The sequence below is a fragment of the Streptomyces sp. NBC_01198 genome, from assembly GCF_036010485.1.
Lineage (GTDB): Bacteria > Actinomycetota > Actinomycetes > Streptomycetales > Streptomycetaceae > Actinacidiphila.
Map to the genome: position 1 here is coordinate 1,508,617 of NZ_CP108568.1, position 15,641 is coordinate 1,524,257.

Genomic DNA, 15,641 nt, shown 5'->3' on the forward strand with positions numbered 1-15,641 from the left:
GCTCCCTCTCCCCTGTACCACCGCCGCCCACCGGCGCACCCACCGTGAAAGGCCTCGACGATGAAGTTCACCGACGGATACTGGCTGCTGCGCGAGGGGGTGTCGGCGGCGTACCCGGCCGGGGTGCTCGATGTCACGGTGGGCGAGGGCGCGTTGACCGTCCACGCCCCCACCGTGCCGGTCCGGCACCGGGGGGACCTGCTCAAGGGGCCGCTGGTGACCATCGACTGCACCGCGCCGATGCCGGACGTCATCGGGGTGCGGATCACCCACTTCGCCGGCGGCGAGGACCGGGGACCGCACTTCGCGGTGGCCGGGGCGGCGCACGGGGCGGTGGCCGCGGTCGGCTCCGACGAGGCGGTCCTCACCAGCGGGGACCTGAGCCTGCACTTGGGGTTGCGCAAAGGCTGGACGATGGACTTCCGGGCCGGAGGCCGGACGCTGACCAGCAGCGACGCCAAGGCCATGGGCTTCATGGAGACGGCCGAGGGCGGCCACTACGTCCGCGAGCAACTGCGGCTGCGCGTCGGCACGTCGGTCTATGGGCTCGGCGAGCGCTTCGGCCCCCTGGTCAAGAACGGCCAGACCGTGGACATCTGGAACGCCGACGGCGGCACCAGCAGCGAGCAGTCCTACAAGAACGTCCCGTTCTACCTTACCGACGCGGGGTACGGCGTCTTCGTCGACGACCCGGGGAAGGTCTCCTTCGAGGTCGCCTCGGAGCAGGTCTCCCGCGTGGGGTTCAGCGTGGCGGGCCAGCAGCTCCAGTACTACGTCATCCACGGGCCCTCGCCCAAGGAGATCCTGCGCAAGTACACCGCGCTGACCGGTCGCCCCGCGCTGCCGCCGGCCTGGTCCTTCGGCCTGTGGCTCACCACGTCCTTCACCACCTCGTACGACGAGCAGACGGTCACCTCCTTCACCGAGGGGATGGCCGAGCGCGACCTGCCGCTGTCGGTCTTCCACTTCGACTGCTTCTGGATGCGCGAGTTCAACTGGTGCGACTTCGCATGGGACCCGCGGGTGTTCCCCGACCCCGAGGGCATGCTGCGCAGACTCAAGGAGCGCGGCCTGAACATCTCGGTGTGGATCAACCCCTACATCGCCCAGCGCTCACCGCTGTTCGCCGAGGGCAAGGCGGCCGGCTACCTGGTGAAGCGGCCCGACGGCGGGGTCTGGCAGTGGGACCTGTGGCAGCCCGGCATGGGGCTGGTGGACTTCACCAACGCGCAGGCATGCGCGTGGTACGCCGGGAAGCTCGAAGCGCTGCTGGAGATGGGCGTCGACTGCTTCAAGACCGACTTCGGCGAGCGGATCCCCACCGACGTCGAGTGGTTCGACGGGTCCGACCCGGAGCGGATGCACAACTACTACACGTTCCTCTACAACAAGACCGTCTTCGAGGTGCTGCGCAAGCACCGCGGCAAGGGCGACGCCGTGCTGTTCGCCCGCTCGGCGACCGCCGGCGGCCAGCAGTTCCCCGTCCACTGGGGCGGCGACAGCGAGTCCACCTGGGAGTCGATGGCCGAGTCGCTGCGCGGCGGGCTCTCGCTCGGCCTGTCCGGCTTCGGCTACTGGAGCCATGACATCGGCGGGTTCGAGGGCCTTCCCGATGCGGGGCTGTTCAAGCGCTGGACCGCGTTCGGCATGCTCTCCTCGCACAGCCGCCTGCACGGCTCGTCCTCCTACCGGGTCCCGTGGCTGTTCGACGAGGAGGCGGTGGACGTGCTGCGCCACTTCACCCGCCTCAAGCTCAGCCTGATGCCATACCTCTACCAGGCGGCGTACCAGGCGCACACCGAGGGCGTCCCGATGATGCGGGCGATGGTGCTGGAGTTCCCCGACGACCCCGCGTGCGCCCACCTGGAGCGGCAGTACATGCTGGGCGGCGACCTGCTCGTCGCACCGGTGTTCTCGCCCACCGGCGAGGTCTCCTACTACGTGCCCGAGGGCACGTGGACCCACTTCACCACCGGCGAGACCGTCACCGGTCCGCGCTGGGTGCACGAGACGCACGACTACCTCGGCGTACCGCTGCTGGTCCGCCCTGGCGCCGCCGTACCGGTCGGCGCGGGCACCGACCGCCCGGACAGCACCTGGGCCGACGACGTGACCGTCCGGGTCTTCCGGCCGGCGGACGACTCCCGTACCACCGTGCGCGTCCCGCACCCGGACGGCTCGACGGCGACTGAGGTCACCGTCGTCCGCGAGGGCACGGCGCTGCGGGCGGACAGCAGCGACCCGTCACTGCCGTGGGGCGTCGAAGTGGTGGGAGGGCCGTCGGCCCGGGCCGATGCGGGTACAGGTAGCCTCACCATCGGTCTGTCCGGCTTGTGAGGGGAGTCGCACAGTGGGCCGTCGACCGAAGGAGCTCATGGTCAAGATCACTGACGTCGCCAGGCATGCCGGGGTCTCCCCCAGCACCGTGAGCTACGCGCTCAGCGGCAAGCGCCCGATCTCCGACGAGACGAGGCTGCGCGTCGAGCGCAGCATCGTCGAACTCGGCTACCGGCCGCACGCCGGGGCCCGGTCGCTGGCCAGCAGCCGGGCCCGGGTGATCGCGCTGGTGCTCCCGCTGCGCAAGGGGATCCACGTACCGGTGGTGATGCAGTTCGCCACCTCGGTGGTCACCGCGGCCCGGGAGCACGACCACGACGTGCTCCTCCTCACCCAGAGCGAGGGTGAGGAGGGGCTCGTCAGGGTGGCCCGAAGCGCCATGGCGGACGCGTTCGTCATCATGGACGTGGAACTGGACGACCGCAGGCTGCCGCTGTTGCGCACCCTGGACACGCCCTCGGTGCTGATCGGGTTCCCCGCCGATCCAACCGGCCTGACCTGTATCGACCTGGACTTCCAACAGGCCGCCGAGGCATGCGTGGACCATCTGGCCGCGCTCGGGCACCGCCGGGTGGCGCTGGTCGGATCACCGCCGGAGGTCTACGTCCGCGAGACCGGCTTCGGCCGGCGGGTGGCCGCGGGGTTCACCGCCGCCGCGGACCGGAACGGACTGCGCTCGACGGTACTGCCGTGTGTCGACACCCCGATCGCGGCGCGGGCGATGGCCGAGCGGCTGGTGCGGGAGCAGCCGGATCTGACCGGCGTCGTGGTGCACAACGAACCGATCGTCCAGCCGCTCATCGAAGCCCTCATGGCCCAGGGACTGCGGATCCCGCAGGACATCTCGGTCGCCGCCATCTGCCCCGACGAGATCGCCGAGCACGCCCCGGTCCCGATCACGTCGGTGTCCATCCCCTCCGTCGAGATCGGCCGGCGTGCGGTGGGGCTGCTGATGTCGAAGCTGCAGGGCCACGAGGCGCCGGAGTCCACGGTGCTGCCGGTCTGCTTCACCCCGCGGGGCACGACCGCCGCGCCCCCGCTCCCCCGGCAGGAGTAGGGGGGCGCCGTGGGTGCCGAAAATGCCATCCACACAGGTCAGCAGGCATTTCGGCGGTCTGCAGCGCCGGTAGAGGACAGCCCTCTTTGAACGACTTCACGTTGGGCCGACCGTCCGTTGAACACGTTCAAGTGGATCGCGCTCGGTGCTCACCCGGTGATGGCTGGAAGTGGCGGTGAGCTGCGTGGATGAGGTTCTCGGCAGGAACAGTGTTGGTTGATCTGCTGGTTTCACCCTGCCATGGCGAGGTTGTACATGGTAGCGACGGCCTGGACGGCCTGGGTGGAGGCCGTCGCCTTTCAGGCGGCAGTCGCGGAGGATCTTCCCGTTCTTCATGCGGGCGAACCGCCGTGCAGCAACCGCGTGCTGCACGAGCAGCACACTTGAGCCTGTGCCGCTCGAAAATACGATTCAGCCCTGTGAGCTGCGGCGATGCTGGGTGGTCAGGCAGCGTGGTGATACTGGTTGAGTAGGCCGTTGCAGACGGGTTGTCGCCGGATCCGGTGTGCTTTGAGGTCGGTGACGGTGGCCGGGGTGGGCGGTTCGGTGCTGTCTGGCGGTATTTGGTGCCGGGATTGGTGGGGGCGGTGCTGGTCGTAGTGCCTGGTGTAGGCGGTGGGCACTGTGTGGGCGTGGGCGTCGTTGTAGACGAGGATTCGGTCGAGGATCTCACGGCGCAGGGTTCCGACGACTCGTTCGCAGATGGCGTTCGCTTTCGGTGCCCGGGGTGGGCTGAGCAGGATCTCCACATCGTCTGCCGTGAAGACGGCGTCGAAGGACCGGGTGTACTTCGAGTCGCGGTCCCGGAGCAGGAAGCGCAGTGAGTCCATCCGGCACCCCAGCGTCATGGCGAGGTTGGCCTGCTGGGTGGTCCACTCGGCCGTGGGATGGGCGGTGATGCCGGCGAGGTGGAGGCGCCGGGTCCCGTGCTCGATGAAGATCAGGACGTAGAGGCGCTTGCATGAAACGGTATCGAGGTGCAGGAAGTCGGCGGCAATGAGTCCGTGGGCCTGGGCGGGGAGGAACTGGTGCCAGGTCGGGCCGGATCGCTGCGGGGCGGGGTCGATGCCGGCAGCGTGCAGGATCTCCCAGACCGTGGAGGGCGCGATCGGGAAGCCGAGGCGGGCGGGTTCGCCCTGTATCCGGCGATGACCCCAGGCGCTGTTCCCGCGGGCCTGGCGCAGGATGAGGCGCTTGACGCTCGGCGCGGTGGAGGGGCGACCGTGGTGCTGGGCGAATGTCCATTTCCGCTTGACGAGCTCCCGGTGCCAGCGCAGCGGCGTGGTCGGTGTGACCGCGAAGACCTCGCGCCATCGCCCGCGGGGGACCAATCGTGAGAGCGTGGCCAGCCGGATCCGGTCGGCTGGCTCGTAGTGGACCCGCGCGATCTGACGGCGCAGCACCGCGTTCTCGTGCCGGAGCGCCAACACCTCCGCGTCCTTGGCCACGCGGCTGCGCAGCACGGCGACGGGCACCATGACCAGATTCCCGGCCAGCGCGGTGACGATCGACAACACCATCGAGGCATCGTCCCAGATGCTGTACGGACTCCGCTCGGCAGGAAGACCCTGCAGGTCACGCCCGGAATCGTGTTTCCGAGCGGGACAGGGCGAATGCGAGGAGGGCTTGGCGGCCGGCACTCAGCTTCCGCCAGCGGGAGCTGATCGCACAGCGGCGCCGCCGCAGTTGCTCGGCGAGGAAGCGGAGGGTGGAGCTGGACACGTCCACGCCGGACGGGTAGACAAGCATCCGAAGCCTCTGGTGGAGACGGTTCTCTTGGTCGAAAACCCATCTACCAGGGGCTTCGCCATGTTGTCACCCCAACTGCACACCGCATCCGCAGGTTGGAAAAGGCTCAGTTCATGGCCACGTTTCTCCCTTAGGTGGCCAGCTACTCCTGCAGCTTGAGGGGCGCTTTGAGGGGTGGTGGGATTCTCGGGACACTCTTCCCGGCGCGCGCGAGGCGTGGCGGTGGCAGCCCGGGCTGCGCGGCGTCAGCTCTGCGGGGGGGTTTCGCCGTGTCCGGGGAGGGCGCGGACTGCTTCGGCGATGGCGGGTCGGAGCTGTTCGAGGGTGTGGGCGGGGCCGAGGATCATGCGGCGGAGCTGGGGCATGGCAAGGCTCCAGCCGACCAGGCCGAGGGTGAAGAACAGCCGGTCGCGGGCTTCGCCGTCTGAGGCGGTCTGGGTGGCGCGGACCTTGTTCTCGTAGTGCTGGGTGCGGGCCTTTTCCCCGGGGACGGGCTGGTCACCGAGTTCGAGCGCTTCCCACATGAGCAGGCGCAGGGCTTCGGGGTGGGCGCGGTGGTAGTCGAAGAGCCGCTCGGCGTAGGCGGGTAGGTCCTCGTCGCCGGGCGGGACGGCCTGGGCGAGGTCGGCCATGAGGCGTTCCAGGACGGCGGCGAAGAGCTTGTTCTTGTCGCCGAAGTACTCGTAGATGGCCCGCTTGTTGGCCTTGGCCTGTGCGGCAATGCGGTCCACGCGGGCGCCGGCCACGCCGTGCTGGGCGAACTCCGCAGCCGCCGCCTCGAGGATCCGCTCTTTGGTTGCGTTCGAGTCGTACGCCATGCACCGATGGTAACGAACCAGTTCGTTTGACCGATCACGGAGCCGTCTGCAACTCTCTCTCCATCATTCGAACCATCTAGTTCGTTCGCTTGGAGTTGTGATGCCCTGCCCTGATCCGCCGCTGCCTTCCGCACCGGCACTGCCCCGTCGGCTGCCGCTGGTCATGGCACTGGCCTGCGGGGTCAGCGTGGCGAACGTCTACTTCCCGCAGGCCCTGGCGCCGCTCATCGCCGACAGCTTCGGTGTCACGGCGGATGCGGCCGCGACCGTGGCGACCGTGACGCAGCTCGGGTACGCGGCCGGGATCTTCTTTCTGGTCCCGCTCGGCGACCGGCTCCCGCGCCGCCCCCTGATCACCGTGCTGCTTGCCGTGACCGCTCTGGCCCTCCTGGCTGCCGCTCTCGCCCCGGCCACCGGTGCCCTGCTCGCGGCCGGTGCCGTGGTGGGGGTGGCGACTGTGGTTCCCCAGCTGCTGCTGCCCATGGCCGCGGGCCTGGTCTCGGCCGACCGGCGCGGCGCCGTCATCGGGACGCTGCAGGGCGGGCTGATCGGCGGGATCCTGCTGGCTCGCAGCTTCGGCGGCACGCTCGGCGATCAACTGGGCTGGCGCGCGCCGTATCTGGTCGCGGCCGTGCTCACCGTGCTGCTGGCGATCGTGCTCCACGCCGCCTTGCCCGATGCCGCCCCGGCCGTGCGAGACCGCTACACCGCCCTGCTCGCAGCCAGCGTGCGGATGCTGCGCACTGAGCGGACCTGCGGCGCTCCGCGCTCTTCCAGGCCACCCTCTTCGGTGGCTTCAGTGCCGCCTGGACCGCGCTGGCCCTGCTGGTCACCGGTCCCCGCTACGGCCTGGACACGCAGGTGGTGGGCGTGTTGGCGTTGATCGGCGCGGCCAGTATGTTCTGCGCCCCGGCCGCTGGGCGGTGGGTGGACCGGAACGGCGCGGACCGGGTGAACCTGTGGTGCATCCTTGCCACATTTGCCGCGGCGGCCGTCCTGGCCGGGGGTGCGAGCGGCTCGTGGACCGGGCTGGCAGCCCTGGTGGCCGGGCTGTTGCTGCTCGACATCGCGGTGCGGTGCAGCCAGGTCGCGAACCAGGCCCGCATCTTCGCGCTGCGCCCCCAGGCCCGCAGCCGGCTGAACACCGCGTACATGACCTGCTCGTTCCTCGGCGGCAGCGCCGGATGCTGGCTCGGTATCCGCGCTTATGCCCAGCTGGGCTGGCTGGGGGTGTGCACGCTCATGGGAGCTCTCGCTCTCCTCGCGCTCGCCGCGTACCTCGCCGGTCCGCGCAGGCAGCAGGCCCGCACTCCGGCTCTGCCCGGCTCGACCCAGCCCGATCCACTCGCCCGGTGAGAGGCGACCGGCCTGTGACGCGGGCCCCTGCGACTGTCTCGAACCACTGTGCTCTCCACCTCCGACTCGAAGGATCTTCCATGTCATTCCCTGCCATGCCCCTGGCGGTACTCCAGTTCTTCCGCGCCTCTGAAGTTCCCCTGTGATCTCGGACACTCGTTCTTACACGGCGAGGGTGTGTCGTTGTCGGGTCTCGTTTGGGGTCAGGTAGCCCCAGTCGGGGTGCTTGCGTAGCCGGCGGCGGTTGTAGCTGGAGGAGCTGGCCAACGCCACGGCGTCCCGCTTGAACTCCTCCGAGTACCTCTTGCCCTGCTTGTTGCTCACCTGGCTCTACTTCCTCTGGAACCTCACGTCCCAGTCTCCAGGTGTCCGGGTCCACGGGGAAGCTTCACTCCCACCCGCCTGCCCACGCCACAAGGTTCAGAGCAGCGAACGTCCGTGACGTGCCTGCCTGTGGGCCGAGCCCGGTGCCGGGCTGCGGGCGATACGGGAATTGTTCCACCGCTCGCGCGGACGTCTGGTTTCCCCGAGCGGTGAATGCGGGCCATAGCCTGGCCGAACATCGCCCGCAGCGGGCAGTTTCTACTGCTATGACCCGCGACCACCGCACCATCCTCAGGAGTCCGCACAGCCTCTGATGATCACGCGATGGCCGTACCGATTTCCAGCCCTGCTCCTGCGTCGCTTCGGACGTATTCCGATGCCGTGTCCTACACGGTGCCGGGGCCGTCGAGGAAGCAGTGCAGTACGGCGGCCTCCGTGCGGAACCGCGCGGCTCGGCCAGCGTGCGCGAGCGCGGCTGGAGCCCGGGGCACCCTCCCGGAAGCGGCAGCCCGGTGACCACGGATATCGGCTCTCACCAGGGCGGATGAGGTAATCGGGAAGGACAGGCTCCGAGAGGCTACGGCGCCGGGTTCACCGGGCAAACAACCTCGGCCGGACCGGCGGCCGGTGGCACCACGCGGAAACAGGTGCTGAGGTCGCCGCCCTGAAGCGAGTTGCCATATTGCATGCCGATCTCGATGGTGACGGCCGGGCCCCTGACCGTACGCACGGCGATCTCCTTGTGGTGCCCTGCGGCCGTGGCGGCCCGAGCGGCAACCGTCGGGCCCTTGGCCGCAGCCAGGTCGGCCGCGAAGCTGCGGGCCAACGCCACGGACTGGGTGTGCGCCCGGTCTTTCTCCTCGTCGTTCCGCTGTCCGACATGATGCCCGATCGTGCAGCGCGTGACGATGAACAAGGCGATCACGGCCACCGCCACGAAGAAGCAGCCCTTGCCGGTCTTCTCGTAGGGTGTTTGGGGGATGGTCATGATCAGACCTGTCGTCCAGTCCGGCTCGCGTCAGGAAGCGGACGTGCAAATGGCCACGGGGGTCAGAACCCCAAGGCAGCGCGGCTCGACCCGCGAGGAGCCAGTCCATCACGCGCTCAGCGGTACGACCAGTGGTTCGCGATTTCGGCGTCGTACGCCCCACGGATCGAGCCAGCTGTAACTGCCAGCCGGTTACCCTGCGGGGTGCTAAAACGATCACATGGCCTCTGATCAGGCTCTTCCCGATTTCACGTGATCATGACGTGCTCCGGCTGCATGGCGTTGCGCGTGCTCTACCTGGTCTTCGTCCGGCGGCTCGGCCTGCTCGTGTTGCTGTCGCGGTCGGAGAACGCCACGAACGTTGAGCTCCTCGTACAGCGCCACGAGGTCGCGGTGTTGCGTCGGCAACTCGGCAGCCGGCCACGCCTGACGTGGCCGGATCGCGCGGTGCTGTCCGCCCTCGCCCGACACCTCCCAAGCAACCTGCGCCGCCACCGCCTCGTCACCCCGGGCACCCACCTGTCCTGGCACCGCCGCCTGCTCCGATGCAAACGGAAGCAGAAACCGGTCTGGATCGGACGCCCACAGATCTCCGAGGAACTCACCGCCCTCATCCCGCGCCTCGCCGAGGAGAACCCAACCCGGGGGATACAGAATCCAGGACGAGCTGCGAGGCCGGGTCAGAGCACCTGCAGGACTTTTGACACCCCACAGCCCGTCGCGCGGGTACCAGCCGGCGAAGTCCTCGTCGCACCACAGCCCGTCCAGCCGGTCCCTCACCCGCATCGCCGTCGTACCAACCGGATTGCTCGCCCGCGCGACCTGCGCGGTCAGAGACGGAACCTGCTCACCGGAACGGGACAGAGCGACAACGGACACCTCGACAACGACATCGGCCTACGAAACAACCCGACCATGCCCCATGGTCACGCTGGCGCACCGGGAAACAGCAAGATCACCGACAGAGTCAAGCTCAGTGCTGCGCGAAATGCGGTTGTTGGCTCGGCCGGACACGGTCCTGCGCCGGCACCGCGACGTGGAACGGTGGATGCAGACCTGTCGGCGCGAATTGCTTGACCGCACCTTGATCTGGAGCCAGCGGCACCTGCTGCTAGCGCTACGGGAGTTCGAAGAACCGTACAGTCGGGCACCTGCCCCGACGACACCCCGCACATCGGACAGACCGAAAAGATCGTCTGCACAAGGGCGTTGACATCCACCACCACACAGGTCAACGACCATCACTACGTTCCGTCACCACCGAAACGTGAGACAGGGCCGAACGATTTGCAGTCCCGTCCCCGGCAGGCTTGCGACGCCCTGAAGGGACCGCTGCCGCGGCCCACATCTGATGCCCAAGCGCAGCCTTTCACCTGATCATGTGTCACATAGTCTTGTAACCTGAGAACGGAACCGGCGGGGCCGCTGATGACTGGGGGTGGTCGAGTGGCTGGCAGCCCGAGCGGCACGGGACAAGGCGGGAACGGCGGCGGCCGGAGCGACAGCAGCGGTGCGGGCAGGACCCCTGCCTCCGGCGGCGGTAACAACTTCCTGGGTTACTTCGTGGCAACCGGCCTTGTATCGGTGATCACTGCCTTCATTTATCACAGCTCTTCGTCGAGTTCGCCGTCGGCGGAGCCCACCACGCCGGAAGTGACCACTCTGGTCGAGACGCCGACGACACCGGCCGTGTCCGGGCAGATCGTCGCGATCGATAACGTGGGCCGGGACACCCGCAATTCCGCCTACTTCGACATGAAGGTCTCCATCGAACTCACGGGACTGCTGGGCCGCACATGCACCATCAAGTGGGCCTCCTACTACACGGACGCCAAGGGTGCGGGCGGTACCGCCACGGGCTACCAGGGGGAGGTGACGAGCACGCTTCTCGCCTATGACCCGGAGCGGTACTGGCAGACCCTCGTCATCCACTATCCCGACCACTCGGGCGACTGGGGAGTCCACGTCTTCGTCTACGGGCCGGACGGCGAGCTGCTCGACAACGAGGACGGTCCGACCGGGTGAGCGAGCGGGCCGGAGGCCGCTGCCGAGGCGGTCACTCGGCCGGCGCTGGCGGTGCTTCCGGCAGCACAGCGAAGGCTGCGGTCAGCGCGTCGGGTTCCTGTGCCGCGACCAGGCCGAGGGCTTCGTACCAGTGGTCACCGGCCAGCACGTGCAGGAGGGACCAGCGGGCGGCGGCACGGATTCCGTCGTCCTGGGCCTCTGCCGCTGCGTCAGCGGTGGCCAGCGCGTGTGCGGCGCTTGCTGCGACGCGTTCGCGTTGCGACGGGCTCTCGATCGCGTCCAGCGACTCCCGGGCGGCCGACAGGTCGCCGACGGCGGCAAGGGCCTGGACGGTCGCCGACACGCAGTCGAGCACCGGTTCGGTCCGGATCACTGGGTTCGGCGGCAGCCCTCGCGGCAGGCCCATCGCCCCCCGGTAGCCGCTCAGCCGGCATGCCGCTTCCCGGGCACGGGCGTAGGCCCAGTCCGGGGCGGCACCGACCGTGCCGGCCGCGACCCCGGCCAGCAGGACCAGGCGTACGTCGCCTGCGTCGTCGTACTCCACACCGGCTTCCGAGCCGGACTGCGTCGCAGGGGGCCTCAGCGCCGTTGTGACGGACCGCAGGTTCCCCGTACGGCAGAGGACGGCCGTGGCGGTAGCGACGTCGCTTGCGGGGGAGGGGGCGGTGAAGGCAGGTGGGAGGAGCATTGCGGCAGCCAGGGCACGGCGGGCGCAATCAGCGGCGGCGGCCCGGTCAAACGGTTCCAGCCCGGCCGCGCACAGCGTGCTCATGGTGAGGAGGCGCCCCGAACCCGCCGAGGAGAGCGCCGATAAGTCGTCGAGGGCGGTCCTCATCGCCTCGGCCACTGCGCCAGCCGTACGTCCGTCGGAAGTCGGGCAGTGCCTCAGAATACCGACCAGGCTGCGGATCTCCTCATCCGGCCACTGCCCGGCGGCCCAGCCCAGCGCTTCGCTGCGCAATTCCTGGGTGCGGGCGTCGTCGAAGAGGCCGGCTCCGGCAAGAGCGGCGATGCATTCGGGGACGGCTGCGGAACTCCCGGCGTGAAGGGCTTCCGTGACCAGCCGCTTGGCGGTGTCGGGCCGGCCTGCGGAGATTGCCCCGGTGACCAGCGCGGCCAGGCCGTGTTCCTGCCACCGGCGGTCGTGGTGACCGGCCATGGCCGCGAGCGCGCTGTCGGTCCTGCCGGTACGGGCCAGGACGGTCGCGGCTCGGCGGGCGGTCTCGGCTGCCTCGGGGCGACCGTCCGTGGGCTCCCGCCTGACGACCTCCTCGGCCACTCCCGCCGCGAAGGCCGGCTGGTGCTCTGCCAACGCCTCGGCGAAGGCCAACAGTATCTGCTGCCGCCCGGCGACGAGGCTTGCCGGGCCACCGGTGCCGGGCATCGCCACGATGGCCTCGGCTTCGTCGGCCAGCCGGGCGGCCATCTCGTGCCGCGTGCCGGCGATCGCCGCCGCCATCCTGGTCAGAGCTGTGCGCCGCCGGTGCGGGTCGCCGATGCCCCGGGCCATCCTGGCAGCCGTGAGCCACTGTCCGCGCTCGGCACTGGCCGACGCGAGCGCCTCCTGCCAGGAGTAGCCGCTGAAGAGGGGCGCGAACAGCTCCAGCGCCTCCTCGACCCGGTCGGGGCGGGATTCGAGAACTACCGCGATGTCCTCGACCACGCTGCGGGCGGCACCGGCCAGCAGGGACATGTCCCGGGACCAGGAGTCCGGCTCGCTTTCGTAGTAGGCCGCCAGTTCGGTCCAGCGACCCCGGCGGGCGAGCACCGGCGTCGCCAGCTGGTCCAGCCGGACCTTGTCCTCTTGGGCGAGCGGTCGCGGCAGGGCCAGCAGGTCCTCGGCGAGCCGGACGGCCCGCGGGTCGCCGGCCGTGTCGCCGACACACATCAGGGTGAGCGCGGGGTGGAGCCAGGCTTCGGGTTCTTCCTCGGCACGGTAGCGGGCCAGCACCTCCTCGGCCCTTGCCCAGCAGCCGGCCTGGGCGAGGGCGGTGAGCAGCTGTCGGCGTACCTCGGTTCTGAAGGGGGTGGCCTCGGCCGACCGGACCGCGGATCGGGCTTCCTCCCAGCGCCCGAGCTTGCCGAGTGCCCGGACGCGGAGGGCCGCGCACGCGCCCCCGCACGGCCACGCCGCCCCGTCCAGCGGGTGCGGGCAGGCTTCCCCCACTACCTGTAGGCCCGTTGTGGCGTCCGGCATGGCCTGGGCCTGACCCAGCAGGGCTTGCCGGCGGGCGGCGGCTTCGCCGACGGCCCGTGCCGCGCGCAGTGCCTGCTCGGTCCGGCCGGCCGTGGCGAATGCTTCGCGCATGCCGGCCAGGGCCTCGTCCCGCCGGCCGCGCGCCACGTCTTCCAACGCGCGCCAGGCGTCGTCGGTGTGACCGGCTGCGGCCAGCGCGGGTGGCAGCGCGGCCCGCAGATCGGCCAGGAAGGCGGGGTCCGGCGAAGGGCCGGTGTCCGGCTGGTGCGCCGCCTGCCCCAGGAGGGACTCCCCGCGACCGTGCCCGTCGCCCACCGCCCCGGTCATGGCCCGCTCTGCTATGGATCGGCCCTGGCGGACGCCCCGAGCCGCGGACCAGACAGCGCGAACGCCGTCCTCGTCCCCGGCCGAACCGAAAGCCTCGGCCAGGTCGCCGAGTGCGCTGCCGATCAAGCGCGTCCGCGGACTGTCCTGGCTTGCGTCCGATCCGGTGGTCTGTTCTTCCGCCACCAGAGCCAAGGCCTGGTGCAGGCGGGCTACGCCTTCGGGTACGTCGAGACGCAGCAGGGTACGGCCGATCTGCACGGCGGTTTCCACGTAGGCCGACGGGTACAGCGCGGGCAGCACTTTTGCGAACATCAGGTCGGCGGCGTGCCGCGCCAATTCCCGCGCGTGCCGGGGGTGTTCGTCGACAAGGGCAGCCGCCAGCCGGGCGAGCGCGCGGATCCTGGGCGGGCCTTCCGGCATCGCCTCGACCAGTACCCGGGCTCGGCCGACCTGTCCGAGCCTGCCGCGAAGCAGGGCCAGGCCACTGTTGTCCCATCCTGATGAGCGCCCCGTCAGGCGGTGGTGCGCGGTGGCCAGTCGCAGCACGGTCCCGGGAAGCGTCCCGGCCCGCTCCGCCAGCAGGCGGCGGGCGGCGGCGAGCTCTGCGATGGCGGGGCCGTCCCCGAGCAGGACGGCCGACATCCGGTCGTGCCGTGCGGTGTCGGCCAGGACCCGTGCGACGGCGTCCGGTTCGCCCTCCGCCAGCACCAACTGCCCGTATCCGGTCAGAAGGTAGTGTGGGGTGCCGTCAGGCCAGTGGCGGTCCCGGTACGAGGCGGCCCACCGGGCGACACTCTCCCGGTGGCGGGGCAGGTCCGCGGCGAGCCGCTCGAGCGCGGTGGCCCGCAGCGTGTCGTGGGCGAAGAAGCGCTCCCGGCGCGGCGCGGGGATCCCGTCGTGGAAGACAGTGGTCTCGCGCACGGAGAGGATACGGCCGAAATCCCCGGACAGCAGTGCCGCGACACGGTCGGCGGTGGTCGCCATGAGCTCTGCCAGCTCGTCCTGGTCGAGTCCGCCGCCGGTGGCGACCAGCAGCCCGGCCAGGTCCCGGCACGGGCCGGTGTGGTCCAGCAGTCCGCCGAGCTCGTACTCGGCTTCGGAGCGCAACTGGCCCGCGTGGGCGGAACCGGCCAGCGCCCGTGGGGTACCTGCGCGCAGTGGGTGGTCGCCGGGCACGTCCAGCGGTAGGGCGGGGAGGAACCGGCTGGTGATGAGCGCCGACACACCGTCCGGGAGGTGCCGGGGCAGGAGCGAGGCGATGCTGGGGCGCTGGTACGGTCCGCCGGCCACCTCGTCCTCGTCCAGTCCGTCGACGACCAGCAATAGCCGGCGCCCGTGGCGACGCTGCCGCCGTGCGGCGGCGTCCAGTAGACGGTGGAACTCCCGTGTCGGCGCGCCTGCGGCGGTACCGAACACCGCTGTCTCCTGGGCGATCGCCGCCAACTGCTCCGCCATGGATCGTGCGAAGCCGTCGCTGTCGCCGTGCCCGCCGATCCGCCGCGTTACGAAGTGGGCGGCCACGGCGACCGCCGGCGGCGGATGGGCCGCGAACCATGCGGCCAGTGCGGTCTTCCCGTGCCAGGGTGGGGCCTGCCACCACCAGTAGCCGTCGGACCGTTCGGCAAACCGGGCCAGTTCGGCGAGTTCATGCTCCCGGTCGAGCAGACGTTGCGGCGCGAAGGAGCGGATCTCGGCCAGGTAGCCGGCCGTCACCCGGTGGCTGTCGCCGGGCCCGACCAGGTCGGGAGGCCGGTCCAGCCCTGCCTGCCGCAGCGCCCTGGCCCGCCGCTCGTCGACAGCGCCGGCGCTGTCACCGTCCCGTTCCAGGGCGCTGTCTGCGCCCCAGGAGTCGGCGCGGCTGACCGTCAACGAGCCCAGCCCCTCGCGGGGATGGTGCGCGATGACGATGCCGACGACACGGTCCTGCGACCAGACGGCCGCGCCCGACATACCCTCCCAGGGCGATCTCAGCGGATCCGGATGCCGTTCGGGCGGCGGCACCCGGAACTGCAGGGTGCCGCCGCGACGGTTGGACAGCGCAGGCAGCCACCCGTGCACATGGGACGCATCCCGCCACCACGAGCCGTCCGCGGGGTCTTTTTGCAGCTTGAACCAGGGGAAGCCGAGCGCGCTGCCGGGCAACTCGGCATCGTCTTCGGGCAGCGTCCCGAACAGCACCGGTTCGTCACTGCGCGCGCCGTCAGCTGATTCCGAGTCGAGCGCCAAGAGCGCGGCGTCGCTGCGGCCGCGGCTGAGCCAGACCACCTGCCCCGGCGCCGTGAACTCGGTCGGGCGGTCCGCCTCGAACCGCACCTTCACGGCGACGGCGTCCCGCACCGCATGCCCCGCCGTCAGCACCAGCCCGGTGGCGACGAGATACCCCGACCCGCGGACGACCGTGCCGTCGGGCTGCTTGGCGATGATCTCAGCCGCCCGCTCGGGCCGCAGTCCCGACATGCCTGC

At 70.3% G+C, this 15,641-nt stretch carries 11 protein-coding genes and 3 pseudogenes; 6 read left to right on the forward strand and 8 right to left on the reverse strand.

The window, feature by feature from the left end:
• Positions 1-60 precede the first annotated feature (60 nt).
• Together yicI and OG702_RS06850 are read left to right on the forward strand one after the other, a co-directional pair.
• Entirely contained in the window at positions 61-2,337 is a 2,277-nt protein-coding gene (gene yicI / locus OG702_RS06845) for an alpha-xylosidase (RefSeq protein ID WP_327287966.1), read from the forward strand.
• A gap of 37 nt (positions 2,338-2,374) precedes the next feature.
• Complete coding sequence (locus OG702_RS06850; protein ID WP_327287967.1) at positions 2,375-3,394, forward strand: LacI family DNA-binding transcriptional regulator; 1,020 nt, start codon at positions 2,375-2,377, stop codon at positions 3,392-3,394.
• Positions 3,395-3,624: 230 nt separating this feature from the next.
• Here OG702_RS06850 and OG702_RS06855 read toward each other — a convergent pair.
• The 4 genes and pseudogenes from OG702_RS06855 to OG702_RS06870 form a co-directional block, all read right to left on the reverse strand.
• Positions 3,625-3,739: pseudogene (locus tag OG702_RS06855) on the reverse strand (IS5/IS1182 family transposase); the annotation flags it as partial.
• A gap of 98 nt (positions 3,740-3,837) precedes the next feature.
• Positions 3,838-4,914 carry an integrase core domain-containing protein gene (locus OG702_RS06860; RefSeq protein WP_327287968.1) on the reverse strand — a complete coding sequence of 359 codons (1,077 nt, stop codon included), beginning with the start codon at positions 4,912-4,914 and terminating at the stop codon, positions 3,838-3,840.
• 88 nt (positions 4,915-5,002) lie between these two features.
• Positions 5,003-5,143: pseudogene (locus OG702_RS06865) on the reverse strand (IS5/IS1182 family transposase); the annotation flags it as partial.
• Positions 5,144-5,388: 245 nt separating this feature from the next.
• Entirely contained in the window at positions 5,389-5,961 is a 573-nt protein-coding gene (locus OG702_RS06870) for a TetR/AcrR family transcriptional regulator (RefSeq protein ID WP_327287969.1), read from the reverse strand.
• A gap of 100 nt (positions 5,962-6,061) precedes the next feature.
• On the opposite strand from OG702_RS06870, the gene OG702_RS06875 reads away from it, so the two are divergent.
• Together OG702_RS06875 and OG702_RS06880 are read left to right on the forward strand one after the other, a co-directional pair.
• On the forward strand, positions 6,062-6,844 hold the full coding sequence (locus tag OG702_RS06875) for an MFS transporter (RefSeq protein WP_327287970.1): 783 nt from the start codon (positions 6,062-6,064) through the stop codon (positions 6,842-6,844).
• The gene (locus OG702_RS06880; RefSeq protein WP_327293111.1) at positions 6,787-7,317 is read left to right on the forward strand and encodes an MFS transporter; all 531 of its coding nucleotides are present in this window, start codon (positions 6,787-6,789) and stop codon (positions 7,315-7,317) included. Before OG702_RS06875 ends, OG702_RS06880 begins: the two co-directional genes overlap by 58 nt.
• A 162-nt stretch (positions 7,318-7,479) precedes the next feature.
• Here the strand turns inward: OG702_RS06880 and OG702_RS06885 are convergent, their stop codons facing one another.
• The 3 genes from OG702_RS06885 to OG702_RS06895 form a co-directional block, all read right to left on the reverse strand.
• A complete protein-coding gene (locus tag OG702_RS06885) occupies positions 7,480-7,641 on the reverse strand; it encodes a hypothetical protein (RefSeq protein WP_327287971.1) in 162 nt (53 codons plus the stop codon).
• A 577-nt stretch (positions 7,642-8,218) separates the two neighbouring features.
• On the reverse strand, positions 8,219-8,629 hold the full coding sequence (locus tag OG702_RS06890) for a hypothetical protein (protein WP_327287972.1): 411 nt from the start codon (positions 8,627-8,629) through the stop codon (positions 8,219-8,221).
• A gap of 231 nt (positions 8,630-8,860) precedes the next feature.
• Positions 8,861-9,508, reverse strand: coding sequence for a hypothetical protein (locus OG702_RS06895; RefSeq protein ID WP_327287973.1), 648 nt, complete (start codon positions 9,506-9,508; stop codon positions 8,861-8,863).
• A gap of 157 nt (positions 9,509-9,665) precedes the next feature.
• On the opposite strand from OG702_RS06895, the pseudogene OG702_RS06900 reads away from it, so the two are divergent.
• A pseudogene (locus OG702_RS06900) lies at positions 9,666-9,773 on the forward strand (integrase core domain-containing protein); the annotation flags it as partial.
• A 509-nt stretch (positions 9,774-10,282) separates the two neighbouring features.
• Positions 10,283-10,654, forward strand: a complete 372-nt coding sequence (locus OG702_RS06905; protein ID WP_327287974.1) for a hypothetical protein — start codon at positions 10,283-10,285, stop codon at positions 10,652-10,654.
• A 31-nt stretch (positions 10,655-10,685) separates the two neighbouring features.
• Here OG702_RS06905 and OG702_RS06910 read toward each other — a convergent pair whose 3' ends face one another.
• Entirely contained in the window at positions 10,686-15,635 is a 4,950-nt protein-coding gene (locus tag OG702_RS06910; protein ID WP_327287975.1) for a serine protease, read from the reverse strand.
• Positions 15,636-15,641: the final 6 nt, after the last annotated feature.